This is a genomic window from Marinimicrobium sp. UBA4509 (genome assembly GCF_002388575.1).
In the GTDB taxonomy this organism is placed as follows: Bacteria; Pseudomonadota; Gammaproteobacteria; order Pseudomonadales; family Cellvibrionaceae; genus Marinimicrobium; species Marinimicrobium koreense.
The window spans coordinates 1-22,185 of record NZ_DGMV01000011.1 but is presented as its reverse complement, the minus strand read 5'-3'; the positions used below and the strand labels follow the sequence as shown (position 1 = coordinate 22,185).

Here is a 22,185-nt window from a genome sequence, read left to right as displayed (position 1 = left end):
GGACAGGTTGTTGATGTCCTCGCTGGTGCAGGCGAAATGCACGTACTCGAGTACCGCTTCCAGCTCTTTGTTGCCGGCGACTTGCTTCTTCAGGAAGTATTCCACGGCTTTCACGTCGTGGTTGGTGGTCCGCTCAATCTCCTTGATCTGCTCCGCTTCGGCCTCGCTGAAATCGGCCACAATGGCATCCAGCTTCTGATGGGTCTCTTTGCTGAAGGCCGGCACTTCGGCGATGTCGGGGTGTTCGCTCAGGCGCTGCAACCAGCGCACTTCCACCGCGACGCGGCAGTGAATCAGGCCAAATTCGCTGAAAACCGCGCGCAGATCAGCGGTTTTGCTGCCGTAGCGGCCATCAATGGGGGAAACAGCGTTCAGGGGCGTGAGTTGGTCGAAGGTTGCGGATGCCATGGGAGTCTCTTGCTTGGGTTCAAACGGATTGGAAAAGGCGGGCATTGTACCGGAAAATGGGTGATTTTGCGCGTTGTATGGGCCGAGCGCAATGGTGACGGCGGATGCGGGCTTCGCCCTTATCCGCCGTAACCCACCTGGACTCACTTCAACGCAACTCGGCTTTCGCCTCGCGCAACAACCGATCCACCGTCTGGGCCAACTTCTTGCGCTGAAAAATCAACTGCCACCGGCTGCCACCCACCTGCCGCCATAAGGTGGCCGAACGGATGCCCGCCAACAACAGGGCGCGGACCTGATTGGCGATACGGGCCTGTTGCAGATACCCCTGATCCCCGGTCACCTGAATGCGAAAGCGGAAGGTGCTGATGGTTTCCTTGTACAGGTCCCCCAGGTTACCGATCACATTCTCGTGGGTGCTGGAGAACAGCTCAGCCTGTCGGGCCGCCTGTTTAAGGCGAGTGCCCAATACGCCCAGCATGTCCTTGCGCGCACTGAGCTTGCGCTGCAGGTGCAGTACCCCAAGGCTGTAACGCAGGGCGTCTTTGTGTTGCTGGTTGCCGGGCTCCAGGGTGGCCTGGAGGATTTCCAGCCCGGGAATGAGGTGGGCGAGGGTGTTCCCGTACACCGCCCGGGTGTTGGGCGGGTCCATGGCGAACAGGCTCTCGATGGTGCAGCGATAGGCGTCGCTGGGTACGTAGCCGGTTTTGGCCAGTTGTTCCACGAGGCCGGCGGCCTGGAAGAGGCCCGCCAGGGCGATGGTGGCGTTTTCGAGCTTGTCAGTCACGGGGTTAATAGGTCCTCATTGTAAATATGATGGCTGTGGATGCTCAGGGTTGGGTTGCGGCGGATGCGTCTCCGGCTTATCCGCCCTACGCCACCTGCCGCGTGCTATCCGTAGGGCGGAGCCGAGCGCAGCGGTATGACTCCCATCCGCCGTTACCAAAGCGTGAATCACACTGCCCGCTCAATCACCGCGCCGCCGAGACATACATCTCCGTCATACAACACAACGGATTGGCCGGGGGTGATGGCACGCTGGGGCTCATCAAAGTCAATTTTCATACGGTCGCCATCCACGGTGATCTCACACGCCTGGTCGGCCTGCCGGTAGCGGGTCTTGGCCATGCAGCGGAATACCGGTGCGGGCGCTTCGCCGTTGATCCAGTGAATCTGGCTCGCCTCCAGTCCGTTGTTATACAGCAGCGGGTGCTCCCCCTGCACGGCAATCAGCACATTGCGCTCCAGGTCCTTCTGCGCCACAAACCAGGGCGCTTCGCTCGCACCGGCCACGCCGCCAATACCCAGGCCCTGGCGCTGGCCGATGGTGTAGTACATCAGGCCGGCGTGCTCGCCGATGACCTGGCCTTCGGGCGTCTCGATGGTGCCGGGCTGGGCGGGCAGGTATTGCTGCAGAAAGTCCTTGAAACGGCGCTCGCCGATAAAGCAGATGCCGGTGCTGTCTTTCTTCTTGGCGGTGGCCAGGCCGTATTCTTCGGCAATGCGACGCACCTGGGGCTTTTCGATATCCCCCAGCGGAAACAGGCTGCGGGCAAATTCGGCCTCACCGACCGCGTGCAGAAAGTAGCTCTGGTCCTTGTTGGGGTCCAGGCCTTTCAATAAATAGGTGCGCCCGTCCCGGTCCTGACGGCGCACATAGTGACCGGTGGCGATCAGTTCACCGCCGAGCATTTCGGCGTATTCAATAAAGACTTTGAACTTGATTTCCCGATTGCACAGGATATCCGGGTTGGGAGTACGTCCGGCTTTGTATTCGGCCAGGAAGTGCTCAAATACATTGTCCCAGTACTCGGCGGCAAAGTTGGCGGTGTGCAACTTGATGCCCAGCCGGTCGGCCACGCGCTGGGCGTCCGCCAGGTCGTCCTTGGCGGTGCAGTATTCGGTGCCGTCGTCTTCGTCCCAGTTTTTCATAAACAGGCCTTCGACCTGATAGCCCTGCTGCTGCAGGATCAGGGCGGTGACCGAGGAGTCGACGCCGCCGGACATGCCGACGATGACGCGGGGTTTGGTGTCTGCTGTCATGAGAATCCGGTGTTGTTCAATCAGTTGTGCTGCTGACGGTGCAGAAGCTCCAGCGGATAGCGTTTGCCGCTGAGGTACTCGTCGACGGCGTCCAATACCATGGGGCTGCGCCACTGGGCTTTACAGGTCAGAAGCTCATCCCGGGTCAGCCAGCGCGGCTCAATGATGCCGTCATCCAGGGGTTGCTCGGGAATTTCCTTCAGGGCCTCGGCCACAAAGGTGTGCCGCAGGTAGGTCACGCCATTGGCCGGCGCATTGTACAGGCTGATACTCAGCAGGGCGGTGGGTTTCACCAGCCAACGGGTTTCCTCAAGGGTTTCCCGAATCGCCGCCTCGACCAGACTTTCCCCGGGTTCCAGATGGCCGGCCGGTTGGTTGTAGACATCGCGCTCATCGGCGTGTTCATACACAAACAGAAAACGGCCGTCCCGCTCCACCACAGTGGCCACGGTCACGTGGGGTGCCCAGGTCATAAGAATCCTTGTCGTCGGGGAATTTGCAAGCGAAAGGCACAGTTTACCGGATTTGACGCCCGGCGACACGGGGGCGAGTCAGGTTGATAGATGGGGAATCGGCAAGGGTTGGGGCACGAAAGGTCGCGTAGGGCGGAGCCGAGCGCAGCGGTATAACCCGCATCCGCCCTACCGTGCTGTGGCCGTTACCGCAATTCCAACACGCTACAACACCTTCGGCTCCCTGTCGGCCAGATAATGGGGCCGCGGCGCCTGCCCACTAAACGGCTGCTCCAACTCATTCTCCACACTGTTATAGACAAACATCAACAACGCCCGAGGGTCGCCGGAAATGTTGTCCGGTGAGCCGTGCAGAATGTTGCACTCGTGCAGCACCAGGGTGCCGGCTTTGCCATAAAGCCCTTCGATGGTGTGGTCTTTCAAGAGCGTTTCCAGGGACTCCTTGCTGGGTACACCCGCCACCTGCTTTTTCAGAGACTTGCGGTAGTTCTTCTCCTCGGTGGTGCCGGCGCAGGACACATAGTGTTTGTGGGAGCCGGGAATCACATACAGCGGCCCGTTGTACTCGTGGTTATCGGTCAGCATGATCCAGGCGGTGACGGCCCGCATGTGGCGCATGCCATCCTCGACGTGCCAGGTTTCAAAGTCCGAATGCCAGGCGAAGGAGCGGCCCTTGAACGCCGGTTTACGGTTGATGCGGGACTGGGTGAGGTACACGTCGGAGCCCAGAATCTGTTTCACCGGTTCCAGAATGCGCGGGTCCCGAGCGATGCGGGCAATGGTTTCGCTGTAGGCATGGGGCTTGAAAATGGTGCGCAGTTCACCGCTGTCGGGCTCGGTGTACAGCTCTTCTCGGCCCGCCATGGTGGTTTTGAGCGCGTCCGCTTCGGCGCGAATGGTGTCGAGCGTGTCGCCCATCAGGCCGGGCAGGGTGAGAAAGCCTTTCTGTTCGTAGTGCGCCAGCTGCTCGCCGGATAGCCCGTGCGGGCGGTCGCTGTGGCCCGCACCGTAAATGACCGGGTCGGTGCGCGGTATGATCTGTTCGACGTCACCAGTGCGGGAGGGGTAGGGATCGTATCGTTTAAGCAAGGTCATTCCTCCTTAATTCACTGTCATCATTCGCAGGAATCAATCGGTTCACTAAAGAAGAAAGCTTTGGCCAAGCCTGCGCTGGAGAAATAGGGTCTAGGAGTGGAGCGTTCAACCCCGCTTTTTATTTAAAAAACCAATTGCATGTGAAATATTTATAGTGTGCGAAAAGTGAAAAGACGGGTAAAGTCCTTGGGACCTTGCGGTTGGAACCGCTAATATCCAAGTATAAAAACACATCCATTAACAATAATTACGATGACAAAAAGGTGAGAGAGATGATTCGCATGACCCGAGCTCAGCTACTTCGGTGGCTGGTCGTACTGCTTTCCGTGTACCCGCTGTCCGCACTGGCCGACGGCCCATCCCGTTCCGACATTGAAGCGACCATGAAAGACGCCACCCGCTTTATGCGCGAGGAGGTGAGTTTTCGTGGCGGATACCTCTGGTCCTACCTGCCGGACTTCTCCCGGGTCTGGGGGGAGCTGGAGGCCAAGCGCACCATGATCTGGATTCAACCCCCGGGCACCGCCACAGTAGGGCATCTCTACCTCGATGCCCTGGCCGCAACGGGGGACCGCTATTACTACGAGGCGGCACAGGAGGTGGCCAATGCCCTGATCTGGGCACAGCACCCCTCCGGCGGCTGGAACTATGTGGCGGACTACGCCGGGGAGGAATCCCTGAAGCACTGGTACAACACCGTGGGGAAGAACGCCTGGCGGCTGGAGGAGTTCCAGCATTATTACGGCAATGCCACCTTTGATGACGCGGGCACCATGGAGTCGGCGAAGTTTCTCCTGCGCCTGTATATGATTGAGCGGGACCCACGCTATCGCCCGGCTCTGGAACGGGCGATCCAGTTTGTCCTCGACAGCCAATACCCGATCGGTGGCTGGCCCCAGCGCTATCCCCTGCGTTACGAGCACTCCAAAGATGGCCAGCCGGATTACACTTCGTTCCTGACTTTCAATGATGATGTGGCCCAGGAGAACATTGAGTTCCTGCTGCTGTGCTATCAGGCCCTGGGCCGCTCGGACTTGCGCGAGCCGGTGATTCGGGCCATGAACAGCTTCCTGGTTACCCGGATGGGGCCGCCCCAGCCCGGCTGGGCCATGCAATACACGCTGGAGCTGGAGCCTGCCGGGGCACGCACCTATGAGCCCAAGTCCCTGTCGCCGGGTACCACGGCAGCCAATGTCTATCAACTGATCAAGTTTTACCGTCTGACCGGCGATACCAAGTTTCTGGCGCCGATCCCTGCCGCGCTGGATTGGCTTGATCGGGTGCGCCTGCCCGAAAGTGAGCAGCGAGATGGACGCACCCATCCCACCTTTGTGGAAGTCGGGACCGGAAAAGCCCTACACACCCACCGGCGGGGCTCCAACGTGACCAACGGCGAGTACTATGCCGATTACAGCCCGGACGACGCTCTCTCCCATTATCGCTCCACCCGGCATATCGATGTCGAGGCGCTGTGGTCCCTCTATCGGGCGGTAAAAGCCATGCCCCGGGAGGAGGCCACCCGAGGCTCACCGTTGCTGGAGCCCCAAAGCGCCGATTTGCCCCGCTTTTTCACTCTGGGCAATGTCAGCGTGTCCGACCTCAATACCCGGGCTCAGGAGGCGGTGGATACCGGTGACCTGGCCGCCGATGCGGCCCGGGTGCGCGCCACCCTGAACGGCCAGGGCTATTGGCCGACGCCCCTGCGCTTTACCTCCAACCCCTATATCGGGCCGGCCCCAGAGGCGGTTGCGGCGGGCGATTTTGGCAGCCGACACGTGGGGGATCAGTGGGATACCTCACCCTATCGGGCGGAGGAGCCGGTCATGGGAATTTCCACGGGGGCGTTTATCAGGAACATGGGGGTGTTGATTCGCTACCTGGAGGCGCAGAGTGAGTGATGGCGCGGCTCGCGTCGTTTGCGCGTACAGGGAAACTCTGGCAAGGTTGACGACCTTAATGATCTCGGCCCGCGGGCCAGCCGTAGCAGGCGTAGGTCGGGTTAGCGAAGCGTAGCCCGATAGACAAAAGTAAGTCGGGTTAGTGGAGCACAACCCGACGAACCACCGCCTTGTGCCTTTTTGTCGGATTACGCGCTGTGCGCTAATCCGACCTACTGGCGGGCCGGGTAAAAAAAGGTTTGCAATTGGGGCCGGTTTGGGCAAAATTGCGCGCCTTTCGCACATCTTCTCCCTCCGGCTCCCGGGGGGCTTGCCAACGTTAAACAGAGGTAGGTTGCTGCATTGACTGAATCCAACGAATCCCAGGCCTGGTCGGCACGCCATTCATCTGAATTGTATGGCATCGAAGAGTGGGGAGGCGGCTATTTCGGCGTCTCACCCGAGGGTGAAGTGGTGGTACGCTCACCCAGCAACGGCCAGGCGGGAGCGACGGTATCCCTGATGGATATCGCCCACGGATTGCAGCAGCGCGGGCTGGAAATGCCGGTTCTACTGCGGTTGGAAAACCTGGTGGACAGCCGTATCAGCATTCTGAACGAATCTTTTGCCCAGGCGATGGAAACCACCGGCTACCAGGGCTGCTACCGCGGCGCCTTCCCGATCAAGGTGAACCAGCAGAGCCATATCGTGGCGGAAATTGCCCGCTTTGGCGAGCGCTACAACCACGGGCTGGAAGCGGGCAGCAAGGCTGAGCTGATGATCGCCCTGTCCACGCTGCAGAACCGGGAAAGCCTGATCATCTGCAACGGCTATAAAGACGCCGAGTTTATCGACCTTGGCCTGCAGGCCCGCAAGCTGGGCTTCAAGTGCTTTTTCGTGCTGGAAACCCCCGCAGAAGTACCGCTGATCATCGAGCGCAGCCGCGCCCTGGGTGTTGATCCGCTCATCGGTGCGCGCCTCAAACTCTCGACCAAGGTCGAGGGACATTGGAGCGAAGACAGCGGTGATCGCAGCCTGTTTGGTCTCACCGCCATCCAACTGGTGGAGGTGGTGGATAGCCTGCGCGAAGCGGGCCTGTTGCACTGTTTCCAACTGCTGCACTTTCACCTGGGTTCCCAGATTCCCAATATTCGCAGCATTCGGGCCGGCGTGTTCGAGGCCTGCCGTTACTACATTGACCTGGTGGCCGAAGGCGCGCCGCTGGGGTACATGGACCTCGGCGGCGGTCTGGCCATCGACTACGACGGTACCTGCAGTACCAGCGGGCACAGCCGGAACTACTCCGTTCAGGAGTACTGCGTGGACGTGGTGGAAGCGATCCAGCAGGCGCTGGATCCCCACGATATTGAGCACCCGGTGATTGTCACTGAATCCGGACGGGCCACCGTGGCCCACACCTCGGTGTTGCTGTTCAATATTCTGGATGTTGGGCATTTTGATCCGGCGCCGTTGCCAGAGGCCCTGCCGGAAGACAGTCATGCCCAGCTGGCCAACCTGTGGCACGCCATTCGGGTGATTGCGCCCAACAACCTGCAGGAAAGCTACAACGACGTCACCTATTACCGGGACCAGATCCGCGATATGTTCCACCGCGGCGAAATCAGCCTGCGGGAGCGAGCGTTCGGGGAAAATCTGTACCTGGCCGGTCTGCAGAAAATTGCCGCACTGCTGCCGGAGCTCAAGCGCATCCCGGCGGAGCTGGAAACCCTTCCGCAGCAATTGGCCGATATTTACTATGGCAATTTCAGCGTATTCCAGTCGCTCCCGGACTCCTGGGCGATTGAGCAGGTGTTTCCGGTCATGCCGATTCATCGGCTCAACGAAAAGCCCACGCGCCAGGCAATCATTGCCGATTTGACCTGCGACTGTGATGGCAAGCTGGATCGTTTCGCGGGGCCGCACGGCAATACCGAAACCCTGTCCGTGCATCCGGTCAAAGCCAGCGAAGAATATTACCTGGGGGTGTTCCTGGTGGGCGCCTATCAGGAAACCCTGGGCGACCTGCACAATCTGTTTGGTGACACCAACGTGGCGAGCATTCGCATCAACAACGAAGGTGGCATGGAGTTTGTGCACGAGCTGCACGGCGACAGCATCGCCGATGTGTTGAGCTATGTGGAATACGACCCCCAGGCGATGTTCAAGCAGTTTCGCGCCACCGCCGAGCAGGCCGTGCGCGATGGGCGCATTACGGTATCCGACCGACAGGAAATGTTGGCAGCGTTTACCGATAGTTTGCGGGGTTATACGTATTTTGAGCGGTAGCGTAAGGTAGCGCCGGGTGGTGTAGGGTAACGGCGGATGCGGGCTTCGCCCTTATCCGCCCTACGCGGGTTTATACCGCTGCGCTCAGCCGTAGGGCGGATAAGCGAAGCGCATCCGCCGTAACCAAACTAAACGCAACCACCCAACTCACTGTCGCAACCAATTAAAGTCTGGTTTAAAGGAGCCAACACTATGGCAAAAGTACTCATCATTGGCGCCGGTGGCGTCGGCGGCGTGGTTACCCACAAATGCGCCCAGGTCCCCGAAGTGTTTGAAGAGATCGTGCTCGCCAGCCGCACTGAAGCCAAGTGCAAGGCCATTGCCGAGCAGCTTGATCGGCCGATCAAAACCGCCCAGGTGGATGCGGACAATGTCCCTGAATTGGTGGCGCTGCTTGAGCAGGAAAAGCCGGACCTGGTGATCAACGTGGCCCTGCCGTACCAGGATCTGACCATCATGGACGCCTGCCTGGAAGCCGGTGTGCACTACCTGGACACCGCTAACTACGAGCCACCGGGCGAAGCCAAGTTCGAGTACAGCTGGCAGTGGGCCTATCAGGAAAAATTCGTCAAAGCGGGCAAAATGGCGCTGCTGGGCTCGGGGTTCGACCCGGGTGTGACCAACGTCTATACCGCCTATATCAAAAAGCATCATCTGGATGAGATTCACACCCTGGATATCATCGACTGCAATGCGGGCGATCACGGTCACCCCTTTGCCACCAACTTCAACCCGGAAATCAACATCCGGGAAGTGACCGCCAAGGGGCGTTACTGGGAAAATGGTGGCTGGAAGGAAACCGACCCGCTGAGCGAAAAGCGCTCCTTTGATTTCCCTCATGGCATCGGACCGAAAAACTGCTACCTGATGTACCACGAAGAGCTGGAGTCCATCACCAAGCACTTCCCGGAAATCAAGCGGGCCCGCTTCTGGATGACCTTTTCCGACAACTACCTCAAACACCTGGAGGTGCTCGAGAACGTCGGCATGACTTCCATTGAGCCGGTCAACTTCGAGGGCAAGGAAATCATTCCTCTGCAGTTCTTGAAGGCCCTGCTGCCGGACCCGGCCAGCCTCGGCCCACGTACCAAGGGCAAAACCTGCATCGGCTGTCTGGCGCAGGGAATGAAAGATGGCAAGCCCAAGACCGTCTACATCTACAACATCTGTGATCACGAAGCCTGCTACGCGGAAGTGAAGTCCCAGGCCATTTCCTACACCACCGGTGTGCCCGCCATGATCGGCGCCAAGATGATGCTGGAAGGTAAATGGATGAAAGACGGGGTGTGGAACATGGAGCAACTGGATCCGGATCCGTTTATGGAGGATCTGAACCAGTACGGTTTGCCCTGGCAGGTGGAAGAAGTCACCCAGAAAACCGGCATGGAAGACTGATGACGGCGTCGTTCAAAGACTTTGATCCCCAGCGCGTTCCATCCCCCTGTTTCGTGGTGGATGTCGCTGCGGTGGAGGAGAACCTGAAGCTCCTCAATCGTGTGCAACGCGAGAGTGGGGCCAAGGTGCTGGCGGCGCTCAAGGCGTTCTCCTGTTGGCGCCTGGGGGACCTGACCGCCCGCTACCTGTCCGGCACCTGCGCCAGTGGCCTGCACGAAGCGCGCCTGGGGCGGGAATACTACGGCGGTGAGGTGCACACCTACTCGGCGGCGTTCCGGGAGTCGGATCTGAAGGAAATCCTCGAGCTCTCCGATCATGTGGTGTTCAACTCCTTCAGCCAGTGGCGCCGGTTCCGCGATCTCGCCCTGGCCGCCCAGCAGCGTCGCCCGCAGTTGCGTTTTGGTCTGCGGATCAATCCGGAACACTCGGAGGGAGAAGTCCCCTTGTACGATCCCTGTGCCCCGGGTTCCCGCATGGGGGTTCCGGCCAGTCGGTTTGAGTCGGAGCTGCTTGAGGGTATTTCCGGTCTGCACTTTCACACCCTCTGCGAGCAGGATGTGCCGCCGCTGGAACGCACGGTCAAAGCGGTTGAGGAAAAGTTTGGCCCCTGGTTGGAGCAGATGGAGTGGGTGAACTTCGGCGGTGGCCATCATATTACCCAGCCGGGTTATCAGGTGGACGCCCTGATTGAGCTGATCAAGGACTTCAGTCGTCGTCACGATGTGCAGGTCTATCTCGAGCCCGGCGAAGCCGTGGCAATCCACACCGGTGTGTTGGTAGCCGAGGTTCTGGACATCACCTGGAATCAGCTGGACCAGGCCATTCTGGACACCTCGGCAACCTGCCATATGCCGGACACTCTGGAAATGCCCTATCGCGCGGATATCTGGAGTGCCGGAGAGCCCGGCGAGTTGGCCCATACCTATCGGCTGGGCGGCATGACCTGCCTGGCGGGGGATGTGATGGGGGATTACAGCTTCGCCGAGCCGCTCAGGGTAGGGCAGCGATTGCTGTTTGACGATATGTCGCACTACACCATGGTGAAGACCACCACCTTCAATGGCATTCCGTTGCCATCAATCGCCTTGTGGGACTCCCGCACGGATGAGCTGGAAGTGGTGCGTCAGTTCGGCTACGAGGATTTCAAGACCCGCCTGTCCTGATGGGCTCGGCGGGTCTGTGATCCGGCCTGTTACTCGTTGTCGCCATCCATGGTGTCGCGCATTTCATCTGCCGCTTCACGGCTCTTTTCCTTGGTGGTTTCCCAGCCTTCCTGCATGGTGTCACCGGCTTCGTCCGCACCTTCGCGAATTGCGTCTCCCGCCTCGTCAGCCTTCTCCTTGGTTGCTTCCCAGGCGTCGCCGGTCGCTTCCTTGGTTTCGTCCCAGGCTTCGCGGGTTTCCTCGGCCGCTTCTTCCACGGTATTGTCGGCTTCTTCCTGTGAGCAGCCGGTAGCCACTGCGGCCATCAGGGTCAGACTGGTGAGCCAGATAAGCGTTTTCATAGCATCAACTCCTGTGAATGGGTTCTAGTTGGACGTGGTGTTACCCGAAAGCGCGCCATTGCGCTCCCGGACAGTGTGACGACGCTGAACCACAAGCGTTCCGTCGGTTTGTGTGAACTGGCCTGCAAAAGCGGCCATTCGCCCCGAACAGGCTTATTGAGTGTAGTTCCTACGGTGGTGCTTGCAAGCCTTTGCTATCGGTGCCGGCGTTTTTTTTATACAATGTCGGCTGTCGAAAGATCGGTCATTTGAGGTGTTTTCAGGTATGACGATTGAGCAGTTTGAAAGTTGGTCACTGGTCCTGGGAATTGGTGGCCTGATTCTGTTCATGCTGTTTATCGTCTGGGACCTGGCCAAAGAGTCCAAAGCAGGACGGTTCGGTACCTTCATCCTGTTCCTGGCCCTGGCACTCGGGTTGGCCGGTTTTCTGATCAAGACCATTCTGGTTGAAGTCATCAATCCATAATATCGTTCGGGAAGGTCGCGCATGCTGCAACTGTTCGTTCCCACCTCCAAAGTCCAGAAAGACCGTCAGATCATGCGCGACACCGATGCCCGGGTCGCCAAGTACAGCCGTCGCGGGCTGGTGCTCAACTTTATCGTCGCGGTCTCCTGTCTGGTGTTTGGTGACTTTTTCCAGAACTACCAGAACCTGTCGATTGTCCTGATCGTCGGCCTGCTGCTGGTGACCTTGCTGCGCGCTTATTACCTGTTCCGCTTTGACACCCTCTACGCCCGGGCGCCGGCGCGCTGGCGCAATCAGTATTTCTTCGCGTCGTTTCTCGGCGCCGGTTGGTGGGCCTTTATCCTGGTCAGCCTGACCTGGCTGATCGGGATGCGGGATGAAACCCTGATCATGTGGCTCTACTCTGTGGTGTTCTACTCCAGTGTGGCCAACGTGTTCGCACCCTATCGGCGTTTCCTGACCACCTACCTGTTCATTGGCCAGGTGCCCGCGGCCCTGACGGCGGTGTTCTTGTTCAGCGTCGAGGGTTACCTGTACGGCAGTATCATGCTGGTGTTTTACACCATGCTGAGTCACCAGGCCAAAGTGACCTCCAATACTTATTGGGAGCGACTGGAGGCCAACTACGCGCTGCGCGAGCGGGCCAAAGGGCTGGAATTCGAGCAGCGCAGCTCCAAAGCGGCCATCGAGCTGAAGAACGAATTTCTGGTCAACCTGGGGCAGGAGTTTCGCTCCTCGCTCAACGACATTCTGGGCACTCTGGCTCTGGTAGACGATGAGCAGATGTCTGAGCGCCATCGGGAGTTGTTGTTGCTCGCCAGCAAGGCGGCCGAACGACAACTGGATCTGGTGAACAATGTGGTGGACTTCTCCAAGATCACCACCAAATCTCTCGAGCTGGAAAAAGTGCCGTTCAATCTACGCCGCCTGTTGGAAAAGCTGGTTCAGGACTTTGCTCTGGAAGCCCACCAGCAGGGGATTGAGCTGAACTACGTGTTTGACCAGGAACTGCCCCGGCGAGTCGAGGGCGATGCCACCCGTTTGGGGCAGATTTTCGGCACCCTGATGACCTATGCGGTCAAGCATTCGGGTATGGCACAGATCTTCGTGGAGGCAGTGTTTCACCCCGGTGAGAATGAATCCGGTGAGCTGCAGCTGGTGATCAGTGATGCCTCCCGGACCGCACATGATGAGGACACTGACGAGCGCTCCGATCAGAATCTGCGCGGTATCGGTCTGTCCATCTGTAAAGGCCTGGCCGAATGCATGGGCGGCAGTGTCAATCTGGTGGAGAACCGGGAGTCCGGCAAGCGCATTGTCATCAATGTGCAGTTGGACGTGGTGGCCTATCAGGATGTTGGCCAGCAGGAACAGCGCCTGCGCGGCAAGCGAATCCTGCTGGTGGATATTCCGGAAGTGGTGGCGCTGGATCTCGTGGACCAGCTTGCGCGCTGGGGCATGAAATCCACCCGGGTGTATGGTCACACCCAGGCGATCAAGCAGTTGAAAGCCAGCGCACAGAGCGAGCAGCTTGAAGACCTGGTACTGATCTACAACAAGCTCGACAGCTTCGATGGCCTGGTCCTGTCTCGGAGTATTGCCACCGAGCCGGCCCTGAGCGGTCTGGCCCAGATCATTGCGATGAGTCTCCTGCAGCGAGACAGCGACGAAACCAAGAACCACTTGCACGAGTATCCGCAGGTGAGTTGTATCGAAAAACCCATCATGCACCGCAAGCTGTACGAAACGCTGGTACACCGGCTGCTGAGCCACGATACCTCCGAGGCGCTGTTGGCCGAAGAGGAAGACGATGGCATCAATCCGGTGGCGGGGCGCCGCGTCCTGTTGGTGGAAGACCAGCGGGTCAGTCAGATGGTGGTATCCGGCATGCTCAAAAAATTGGGTTGCCAGGTCCATGTGGCGAGCAATGGCAAAGAGGCCTTGTCGGCCATCGGCAAAGAAAAGTTTGATCTGGTATTGATGGACTGCGACATGCCGGAGCTGGACGGGATAGCGGCCACCGAGCGTATCCGGGAGGCGGAGGCGGATGACGGTGGCCGACACCTGCCGATCGTTGCCATGACTTCATTCACCGCCGACGAAGACCAGGACCGCTGCCGCGCGGCGGGTATGGATGATCACATCAGCAAGCCTCTGCGCTATGAAGCGCTTCAGAGTCACCTGGAACAGTGGCTGGGGAAGGGGAGGTAAACCTCCCCGGTATCGCGGTCAGTCCGGTAACGAAGGCGACTCGGGCGGCGTGTCCGTCTCAGGCACCGGCACCTCTTTCGAAGACTGGTCCGCCGGTACCAGGCTCAGCAACACTGAGCCACTCTCTGGTGTTTCCTCCCGTCCCGCCACAAAGGGGCGCAAGTCCCCATCTTCACTGATGCTGAACAGCAGCAAAGTACCGCGGGTTTTACTCTTCTTGAAGGCCTCGAAGGTGAAATCTTCGGTCAGCCGGGTAACCCGAACTTCAGCGCCCTCGCCAATCAGGCTGGCGAGCTTGGCGTAAGTGGCGCGCTCGGTGAACAGGGTAGCGCCTTTGAGGTCGTCGGCCACGTGATGCTTCTCCGCCTTGTGATTTTCAGACGTGTGGCGAATGGTGTAGACGTTCTCGCGCCCGAACTCGTTGCGAAAATGCATGCAGGCAATCACGTTCAGTTCACGCAGTGGTGACAGGGCCAGCAACTGCCCAATGCCGGTCAGCTCCAGACGCTGGCTGGCGTATTCCGAGGTGGGGTTGCCGTAAAAGGTGCGCAGCCCCGCCATGCGGGCGGTGCGGATATTTTCCCAGTTGGAATCGCACACCATGACTGGCAACTTCTGCTCCATCAATGCTTTGCCGATGGTTCGCGCCACGGCGTTGGCGCCGAGAATCAGCACGCCCCGCGGCTCCGGTTCCACCGCCTTGAGGGCGCGGGCCAGAGGGCGGGCGGTGGCACTCTGGAAGACCACGGTGCCGAGAATGATGGCGAAGGTCAAAGGCAGCAGCCAGTGCGCATCCGGGTGTCCCTGCTCCTCCAGGCGCAGGGCAAACAGGGCGGACACTGCAGCCGCCACAATACCCCGCGGGGCGATCCAGCTGAGCACAATGCGCTCGCGCCAGTTGACCGGTGAGCCCAGGGTGGCGAAAGCCACCGACAGTGGCCGTGCAACAAATTGAATGACCAGCAACAGGAGCAGTGGCGCCAGGGTAAAAATACCAATGAGCTGTTCCTGGGGCAGGCGGGCGGCCAGGATGATGAACAGCCCGGAAATGAACAGAATGGTCAGGTTCTCCTTGAAGTTGAGGATGTTGTGAATGCGCACATCCTTCTGGTTTCCGAGCCACATGCCCATCACCGTGACCCCCAGCAAACCCGACTCGTGTGCCAGGTGATTGCAGAAGGTAAACACCATGAATACCAGGCTGAGCGTGGCAAGGTTGTGCAGATACTCCGGCAGCCACTGACGGGCCAGAATTTTACCCAACAGATAACCGGCCGCCAGCCCGATTACCATGCCGACCACAATGATTTCCAGAAACAGCAGTACGCTGTGGCCAAAAGCGGCCGCCTGGCTCTGAGTGGCGATAAACTCGTACATCACAACCACCAGCAGGGCACCCACCGGGTCGATTACAATCCCTTCCCAACGCAGAATATTGGCCACCCGCTCGGAGGGCCGGACGCTGCGCAGTAGCGGCGTGATGACCGTGGGGCCGGTCACCACCATCAGCGCCCCGAAGAGAATGCTGAGGTCCCAACCAATGCCGAACAGATAGTGGGTGGTAACCGCGACGACGGCCCATGTGATGGGGGCGGCCACGGTGATCATACGGCGCACCACCGTGCTCAGACTGCCGAGTTCGCGGAAGTTGAGGGTCAGGCTGCCCTCAAACAGAATCACCGCGACCGCGAGTGACACCAAGGGGAACAACAGGTCACCAAAGAGCGCGTCCGGGTCCAGCCAGCCGCCGATCGGGCCCAGAATCAGGCCGGTGACCAGCAGAAACAGAATCGCCGGCAATCGGGCCTGCCAGGCCGCCCACTGGCAAAATAAAGCGACGATCCCGATCAGGGCAATCGCGAGTCCGGCGTTTTCCATAGTGACTATCCTTTTGTATTTTTGCCTTTTAAATCGGGCCTTCAGTGCTTTGGGCGTGGTCGTCCGCGATCAGGGTTTGCAGTTGTTCTTCGGTCAGTGAGGAAAGCCGAGCCCGCAAGCGGGCCTCAATATCGGGCAGGCTGGCCTGCACCACTTCCTCAATCAGAGCCGCGCGGGATAGGGGGCGGTCGGTAGGGGGCTCGGTCCGGGGTTGAGCCGGCGGGTTGGCCGTGAGCTCCTCCACCAGCGGCGGCGGCCGGTTGCCGTGCAGGCGGGCCCGGATATGTTCGGGCAAGAAAGGGTTTTCGCCCGTGGCCCGGGTAATGCTGGCCGGGCGGGGTTTGGCCGAGTGCGTGCTGGGTGAATTGGAAGCCTGAAACAACGACGGCTGCCGGGGGCTATCCGCCGGTAGCGGCTCGATGGCCTCGATCACCTCGCTGAGTATGGGAATATCATCTTCGTCTTGCAGTAGCCCCTTGATGGATTCCAGCTCATCCAGGAGCGTATCTTTGGTATCGCCTTTGCGCTCGGCCATGGCTGTACGCTCGATTACAGTTGTTGGTGGCGAACAGGATAACCCCGGGACTTGTAAAAACTGAAGTGCTCCCGGGTGGTTTTGAGTACCTCCGGCGCCTGAATCACCACTTCGGCCAGTCGTTCAAACTGTTCAAAGTGGGAGGGCACGGCGGTACGCAGGTTGATCAGCACATCGCGATGGTCGCCGCATTGCTCGGAGTCGGTGATTTCCACGGCCGCTGCTGGCGCGTCGGTATCCCCGAGGCGCCGATGGGGCAGAAAGCTGTCCTCCGGTTGCGCCCACAGGTGCTCGTCCAGCGCTTGCGCCTGTTCCGCGTTGTCGACGGCAATCAGCACCCGGTGCCCGAGGCGCGCGGCCTTGTCGGCCAGGCGACCGACAAAATGCCACCGCGCCTCGGGCGCATCCGACGGCAGAATGTAGAAATCGATCCGGTTCATGAGGCCTGACTGAGCAGGTAGTGCATCAACAGCGGTACCGGGCGACCGGTCGCGCCTTTGGCCGCACCGGAGCGCCAGGCGGTACCGGCGATGTCCAGGTGCGCCCAGGCATACTTGCCGGTGAAACGGGACAGAAAACAGGCGGCGGTGACACTGCCCGCCTCGCGGCCACCGATATTGGCCATATCGGCAAAATTGCTGTCCAACTGCTTCTGGTACTCATCCCACAGGGGCAAACGCCAGGCGCGATCGCCGGCCGTTTCACCGGCCGAGAGCAGGGCCTCCGCCAGTTCGTCCCGGTTGCTGTACAGGCCGGTGGCGTGGTTACCCAGCGCGATGACGCAAGCGCCGGTAAGCGTAGCGATGTCCACCACGGCTTTGGGCTTGAAGCGCTCCACGTAAGTGAGTGCGTCGCACAGCACCAGACGGCCTTCGGCGTCGGTGTTCAGCACTTCAATGGTCTGACCCGACATGGAAGTGACAATATCCCCGGGCTTGGTGGCGCCACCGCTGGGCATATTTTCGGCGGCGGCCACCACCGCTACCACGTTGAGTTTGGGTTGTAGCTCGATCAGCGTCTGCATGCAGCCGAACACGCTGGCCGCGCCACACATGTCGAATTTCATCTCGTCCATACCGGCGCCGGGCTTCAGGCTGATACCGCCGGTATCGAAAGTGATGCCTTTACCCACCAGCGCCACCGGCGCTTCGGTTTTGGCGGCGCCCTTGTATTCCATGACAATCAGCTTGGCCGGTTCGTCGCTGCCAGCGGAGACGGACAGGAGCGAACCCATGCCCAGCTCTTTCATCTGTTTTTCATCGAGCACTTTCACACTCAGCTTTTTCTGGTTGCGCGCCAGCTTGCGCGCCTCGGTGGCGAGGTAACTGGGAGTGCAGATGTTACCGGGCAGGTCACCCAGCTCGCGGGTGAAGTTGGTGCCCTTGGCCAGGGCGACGCCTTCGCTCAGGCCGGCATTGATTTCCGCCGCCTGGGATTTTTTGGCGCAGCCGAGTGTCACTTTGGTGGGTGCGAAGGGCGAGGCCTCACCTTTCTGGCTTTTGCAGCGGGTAAACCGGTACTGGCTCAGCCCCAGCGTGTAGGTCACCTGACGGGCCGTCCAGCGCAGATCCCGGTCCTCGACGGTCACGCCGTTGAGGCACAGGGTGAGGGATTTTGCCGGCGTGGTTTTCAGTGCCTCCACCGCTTTTCCCAGGGCGCGCTGGAAACTGGCGGCCTTGGGGGCTGCACTGCCCAGGCCGAGCACCAGAACGCGTTTGGCCGTCGTTCCCTCCGGTGTGGGCAGCAGGAGCGTTTCGCCCTCCTTGCCCTTGAAGCCGTCGCGCTTGCACAATGCGGCCAACTGCCCGGCCTGCTTCTCCAGCGCCTCTGCGGCGGGAGACCACTGCTGATTTTCGAAAGCGGTCACAATCAGGCAGTCACTGCGGTCGGTAAGGGCGTTGACGACTTTGGCCGTGGTTTGCATGGCGGTACTCCATTGCGTTAGGGGTCGAGACAAATGCGGTCGAGTAGGGGATAATGCCTCCCCTCGGAATCGGCCGCAGGCTGATGTCTCAAGTTTACGCGATCCGCGACGCAGGGCAAATTGTGTCGGGCGGGTTGCCGGTCTTTTTTTCGCGGTCGCTCATGGCGAGAGTGACCGCTTGAGCGACAGACGGGATGCGTGTGTGATTATTTTTCGCTATCTCAATCGTGAGATTCTGGTGACCACTCTGGCGGTCAGCAGCGTACTGCTGCTGATTTTCATGAGTGGCCGCTTTGTCAAATACCTGGCCGATGCGGCCGCCGGTGAGCTGGCGGTGGATGTGCTGTTCTCCATCATGGGTTACCGCCTGCCAGGCTTTCTCGAGCTGATCATTCCGCTGGGCTTTTTTATCGCCATCCTGCTGGCCTACGGTCGGCTCTATACCGACAGTGAGATGGTCGTACTGTCGGCCTGTGGTATCAGTCAGGCGCAGTTGGTCGTCATTACCCTGATACCCGCCTTCATGCTTTCTGTGGTGGTGGGTTTTCTCAGCCTCTGGGTCAGCCCAACTGGCGCCCGCGCCACCGAAACCATTCTGGCCGAGCAGCGAACCCGCAGCGAGTTCGACACCATCCAGCCCGGGCGCTTTCAGGCGCTGGGCGACTCCAACTCCATGGCCTACATTACCGAAGTCAGCGATGATCGCACCCGATTGCAGACGCTGTTTGTGGCTCAGGGCGGCCGGGAAGCAGGAGCTGAGCGCCATTCAGTTCTGGTGGCCGATTATGCAGAGCAGGCCATGCATCCGGAGTATGAGCAGCGTTACTTGTACTTGCATAACGGTCGCCGCTATGAAGGGCAGCCCGGTGCAGCGGACTACGAGGTGACCGAGTTCGAGACTTTCGCCCAGCACATGAAGCCACCGAACATCGAAGCGAGCATGCGCGGTCAATCCGACACCTGGAGCACGGCGGAGCTGATCGGGGCAGAGGACCTGGAGCGACGCACCACCCTGCAGTGGCGGCTGTCACTGCCGGTGCTGGTATTGGTGGTGGCCCTGATGGCGGTGCCGTTCAGCCGCACCGATCCGCGTCGCGGTCGCTACGCCAAAATGTTGCCAGCCATTGTGCTGTACATGTTGTACCTCGGGACGCTGAGCGGTTTGCGTGGCGCGTTGGAATCCGGCAGCTTCCCCTTGATGCCCGGTTTCTGGCTGGTGCATGGGGTGTTTCTGGCCATTGCGTTACTGATGCTGAGCTGGCAGAACCTCAAGCTGGGGCGTCAGAAGCGGCGGTCAAGGAGGGCAGCACATGCGTAAGATCAGTCGCTATATCGCCCGGACCGTATTCGCAGCCATTGCCCTGGTGTTGCTGGTGGTCCTGTCACTGGACCTGATCGGTGGGTTTATCGACGAAGTGGCCGACCTGCGCGCCGACTATGATGTGTCCGAAGCGCTGATCTATATCGCACTGACCATGCCCGGGCGCATCTATGAATACATTCCCTATGCCAGCCTGATCGGCTGTCTGGCCGGCCTTGGTCTGTTGGCAAGCTCCAGTGAGCTGGTGGTGATGCGGGCTGCCGGTGTGTCGGTGGTCCGGATTACATGGCTGGTGCTCAAGCCGGTGTTTGTGTTTATCGCCATCGGGTTGGTGTTGGGTGAGTACGTCACGCCTTACACGGATCAGGTGGCGGAAAGCCGGCGCGCGGTCGCGTTGGGCGGGCAGCGGGCCCTGAATACCGAGCGCGGTCTCTGGCATCGTGAAGGCAACGAGTTTCTGTATTTCAACGCGGTACAACCGAATGGAATACTGCACGGTATCACCCGTTACCGGTTCAATGACGAGCGGCAACTCGAACAGGCCAGCTACGCCGAGCAGGCCACGTTTCAGCAGGGGTATTGGCAGGAAGAGGGCGTGTCGGTCACCCACTTTGAAGACGAGGGTACCCGGGTGGATGCCTACGCGCTGCGGCGCTGGAAGACGGACCTGACCCCGGAAATATTGAACATCATCGCTCTGCCTCCGGAAGGCCTCTCGATCCGCAATCTGGTTTATTACGTGGATTATCTGGCAGAGCAGAAACTTGAAAACAGCGAATACCGTCTGGCCTTCTGGGAAAAAGCCCTGCAACCGCTGGCGACCATCAGCCTGGTGTTGGTGGCGATTTCGTTCATCTTTGGTCCGCTGCGGGAAGTGACCATGGGTCAGCGTATTTTTACCGGGGTGGTATTCGGCATTGCCTTCCAATTGACCCAGAGCCTGCTCGGGCCTTCCAGCCTGGTGTTCGGCTTCCCGCCGGTGCTGGCGGTGTTGATTCCCATCGCCGCCTGCGCCGCCTTCGGCCTGTTCCTCCTAAGCCGCACCCGCTAACGCTCTCATTGCCGGGGGGAACGCTCCCATTACCCCGAGGTAGGGTGGATCGGTCCGACGCCTCGGAGGCCGCAGGCCGTCATCCACCATTAACCAAGCGGCAATCCGGCACGACTACGCCTTGGGCTCCTTCGGCATCAACCAAACACGAGTACCACTAAGGCGCCCGTGCAGGGTGTGGCCTTTCGGATCGACCCACAACCAGAAATAACCCAGCCCCGCAAGAAACAGCGACAAAGGCGCTAGCAGTCCTCGCATCAGCCGTTGCCGGGGCGCCGGCAACTGGCCGGAAGCCGCGTCGGTCAATTTCAATCGCCAGGCCCGCATCCCCAGAGTCTGTCCTGAACGGCCCCAGAAATAATAGAAAAAGCCCACCCATACCGCAATCAGTCCGATGAACACGGGAAATCGCCAATAACCCCACTCAATGGCTTCGCGCTCGGTCGGCGCGCCCTGAATCAGTACGTTAAGCAGCGTCACCAGCGCACCGTAGGCCAGCCCCACGGCAATCAACAGCAGGCTGTCATACACCATGGCGGCAAAACGGCGAAGCAGTCCGGCGGGGCGCGGTGTGTTTTGGGAATCGGTCACGATGATAGGGTCCGGCGGTCGATGAATGTCAGGTGATTGGAGTTACAGTCGGTAGTGAATCAGCCATTCACCGGCGCGCTCCGCCGGTTGTCCGATGGAGATGGTGCCCGAACCGAACAACGGAAACTCTTCCCGTCGCAGGTACATTTCCGGCTGATCCGGGCCCGAGACGTAGGTGCCGTTGGTGCTGTGATCCACCAGCACGAACTTGCCGCGCCGGAAAATCACATGGCAGTGATCCCGCGAGGCCAGCCCGGACTGAATGTGCAGGTGAGCCTTGATCGGGTCTCGGCCGATAATATAGGGCGTCTGCTCGGGGTGAATGGTCAGTTCTTCATTACCGAGTGTCAGGTGTAGCTGGTAGCGGCTCATTTTTCCGGCGATCTCTTCGATCGACATCACCGTGGTGGCGCTGTGGCTCTGGGTCGGGGTTTCCCACTGCAGGCGGTAAATCAGGCTGTGCCGGGTTTCGCCCTTGACCGCCACGCGGTCAAACTCCTGGCAGTGCTCCCGGGTAACCCCCTGAAGCTCATCCACCAGAGTTTGGGTGAGCACAATCTGGTTGGCCCGGGCCACCTTGGCGACAAAAGCCGCGTCGTTGACCGCCTCCCCAAACACATCATTGTCATCCAGCAGGGCCGGGCCGAAGGCAATACCGATACGTAGCGCGACCCCGGCATGGCGGGCTTCCCGCTGCATGGCAACGGCAGCGTCGCAGGCGGCCTGAGCGGTATCGAAGCGGGCCATGACCTCGTCCCCGAGGGTTTTGACCACATGCCCCTGATAGCTCTCGGTCACGTGAGTCATGATGTCGATGGCACCGTCTACTGAGCGCTTCGCTAACAGGTTGCCAAGACGCTTATACAGGGCTGAACTGCCCGAAACGTCGGCAAACATGATGGCTAGTGTCCGATTGATGGCGGTCATGAGACGGTAGGCTGCTCCAGAACGACTCTTAAAGGTGAATGATAACGCCTGGCGCCCCGAAAACACAGGTACCCAGCAAAATCCCTACCCATCCACCGGATCCAACCTCACCAACCCCTCATCATGCAACCCCACCAAAAGCGGCTCGCCTTCCTCGTTCACTCGAAACCGCCCATACCGGGCAGCCTCATAACGCTCGG

General features: G+C 59.8%; 20 protein-coding genes. 8 read left to right on the top strand and 12 right to left on the bottom strand.

The annotated features are described in order from the left end of the window. The 5 genes from B3520_RS01455 to B3520_RS01435 all read right to left on the bottom strand — a co-directional run. The coding region (locus B3520_RS01455; protein WP_286875168.1) for a lyase family protein at positions 1–408 on the bottom strand (408 nt) is incomplete at its 3' end. Between the two features lie 148 nt (positions 409–556). Beyond that, positions 557–1,195, bottom strand: a complete 639-nt coding sequence (hflD, locus tag B3520_RS01450) for a high frequency lysogenization protein HflD (protein WP_123637072.1) — start codon at positions 1,193–1,195, stop codon at positions 557–559. Between the two features lie 167 nt (positions 1,196–1,362). Next, positions 1,363–2,451 carry a tRNA 2-thiouridine(34) synthase MnmA gene (mnmA, locus tag B3520_RS01445; RefSeq protein WP_286805293.1) on the bottom strand — a complete coding sequence of 363 codons (1,089 nt, stop codon included), beginning with the start codon at positions 2,449–2,451 and terminating at the stop codon, positions 1,363–1,365. Positions 2,452–2,471: 20 nt separating this feature from the next. Beyond that, positions 2,472–2,924, bottom strand: a complete 453-nt coding sequence (locus B3520_RS01440) for an NUDIX hydrolase (RefSeq protein WP_286805296.1) — start codon at positions 2,922–2,924, stop codon at positions 2,472–2,474. 204 nt (positions 2,925–3,128) lie between these two features. Then, on the bottom strand, positions 3,129–4,013 hold the full coding sequence (locus tag B3520_RS01435) for a phytanoyl-CoA dioxygenase family protein (protein ID WP_286805297.1): 885 nt from the start codon (positions 4,011–4,013) through the stop codon (positions 3,129–3,131). Positions 4,014–4,291: 278 nt separating this feature from the next. On the opposite strand from B3520_RS01435, the gene B3520_RS01430 reads away from it, so the two are divergent. The 4 genes from B3520_RS01430 (at position 4,292) to nspC (ending at position 10,740) form a co-directional block, all read left to right on the top strand. Continuing rightward, a complete protein-coding gene (locus B3520_RS01430) occupies positions 4,292–5,917 on the top strand; it encodes a pectate lyase (RefSeq protein WP_286805299.1) in 1,626 nt (541 codons plus the stop codon). Positions 5,918–6,259: 342 nt separating this feature from the next. Continuing rightward, positions 6,260–8,182, top strand: a complete 1,923-nt coding sequence (gene speA / locus B3520_RS01425; protein WP_286805301.1) for a biosynthetic arginine decarboxylase — start codon at positions 6,260–6,262, stop codon at positions 8,180–8,182. Positions 8,183–8,374: 192 nt separating this feature from the next. After that, positions 8,375–9,577, top strand: coding sequence for a saccharopine dehydrogenase family protein (locus B3520_RS01420; protein WP_286804588.1), 1,203 nt, complete (start codon positions 8,375–8,377; stop codon positions 9,575–9,577). Further along, positions 9,577–10,740 carry a carboxynorspermidine decarboxylase gene (gene nspC / locus B3520_RS01415; protein WP_286804587.1) on the top strand — a complete coding sequence of 388 codons (1,164 nt, stop codon included), beginning with the start codon at positions 9,577–9,579 and terminating at the stop codon, positions 10,738–10,740. The genes B3520_RS01420 and nspC overlap by 1 nt, the downstream gene beginning before the upstream one ends. 29 nt (positions 10,741–10,769) lie before the next feature. On the opposite strand, the gene B3520_RS01410 is transcribed toward nspC, so the two are convergent. Further along, positions 10,770–11,081 (bottom strand): hypothetical protein, encoded by a 312-nt coding sequence (locus B3520_RS01410; protein WP_286804586.1) that lies wholly within the window; start codon positions 11,079–11,081, stop codon positions 10,770–10,772. Positions 11,082–11,346: 265 nt separating this feature from the next. Between B3520_RS01410 and B3520_RS01405 the strand changes: the two genes are divergently transcribed. Together B3520_RS01405 and B3520_RS01400 are read left to right on the top strand one after the other, a co-directional pair. Next, positions 11,347–11,547: a DUF2788 domain-containing protein gene (locus B3520_RS01405; protein ID WP_024459815.1), complete on the top strand. Its 201-nt coding sequence runs from the start codon at positions 11,347–11,349 to the stop codon at positions 11,545–11,547. A 21-nt stretch (positions 11,548–11,568) separates the two neighbouring features. Next, positions 11,569–13,758 carry a response regulator gene (locus B3520_RS01400; protein WP_286804585.1) on the top strand — a complete coding sequence of 730 codons (2,190 nt, stop codon included), beginning with the start codon at positions 11,569–11,571 and terminating at the stop codon, positions 13,756–13,758. An 18-nt stretch (positions 13,759–13,776) separates the two neighbouring features. Here B3520_RS01400 and B3520_RS01395 read toward each other — a convergent pair whose 3' ends face one another. From B3520_RS01395 to B3520_RS01380, 4 genes are read right to left on the bottom strand one after another with little or no spacing between them, the layout of a single operon-like run. Continuing rightward, positions 13,777–15,636, bottom strand: coding sequence for a cation:proton antiporter (locus B3520_RS01395; protein WP_286804584.1), 1,860 nt, complete (start codon positions 15,634–15,636; stop codon positions 13,777–13,779). 28 nt (positions 15,637–15,664) lie between these two features. Continuing rightward, positions 15,665–16,171: a hypothetical protein gene (locus B3520_RS01390; RefSeq protein ID WP_286804583.1), complete on the bottom strand. Its 507-nt coding sequence runs from the start codon at positions 16,169–16,171 to the stop codon at positions 15,665–15,667. Positions 16,172–16,185: 14 nt separating this feature from the next. Further along, positions 16,186–16,611 carry a DNA polymerase III subunit chi gene (locus tag B3520_RS01385; RefSeq protein WP_123637084.1) on the bottom strand — a complete coding sequence of 142 codons (426 nt, stop codon included), beginning with the start codon at positions 16,609–16,611 and terminating at the stop codon, positions 16,186–16,188. Further along, positions 16,608–18,095: a leucyl aminopeptidase gene (locus B3520_RS01380; protein WP_024459820.1), complete on the bottom strand. Its 1,488-nt coding sequence runs from the start codon at positions 18,093–18,095 to the stop codon at positions 16,608–16,610. The genes B3520_RS01385 and B3520_RS01380 overlap by 4 nt, the downstream gene beginning before the upstream one ends. Positions 18,096–18,297: 202 nt before the next feature. Between B3520_RS01380 and lptF the strand changes: the two genes are divergently transcribed. Both lptF and lptG read left to right on the top strand, forming a co-directional pair. After that, positions 18,298–19,413: an LPS export ABC transporter permease LptF gene (gene lptF, locus B3520_RS01375; protein ID WP_286804582.1), complete on the top strand. Its 1,116-nt coding sequence runs from the start codon at positions 18,298–18,300 to the stop codon at positions 19,411–19,413. After that, positions 19,406–20,467: an LPS export ABC transporter permease LptG gene (gene lptG, locus B3520_RS01370; protein ID WP_123637086.1), complete on the top strand. Its 1,062-nt coding sequence runs from the start codon at positions 19,406–19,408 to the stop codon at positions 20,465–20,467. Before lptF ends, lptG begins: the two co-directional genes overlap by 8 nt. Positions 20,468–20,581: 114 nt before the next feature. Here the strand turns inward: lptG and B3520_RS01365 are convergent, their stop codons facing one another. Beyond that, positions 20,582–21,058 carry an RDD family protein gene (locus tag B3520_RS01365; protein ID WP_286804579.1) on the bottom strand — a complete coding sequence of 159 codons (477 nt, stop codon included), beginning with the start codon at positions 21,056–21,058 and terminating at the stop codon, positions 20,582–20,584. Positions 21,059–21,100: 42 nt separating this feature from the next. Continuing rightward, on the bottom strand, positions 21,101–21,985 hold the full coding sequence (locus B3520_RS01360) for an adenylate/guanylate cyclase domain-containing protein (RefSeq protein ID WP_286875166.1): 885 nt from the start codon (positions 21,983–21,985) through the stop codon (positions 21,101–21,103). Positions 21,986–22,185 lie beyond the last annotated feature (200 nt).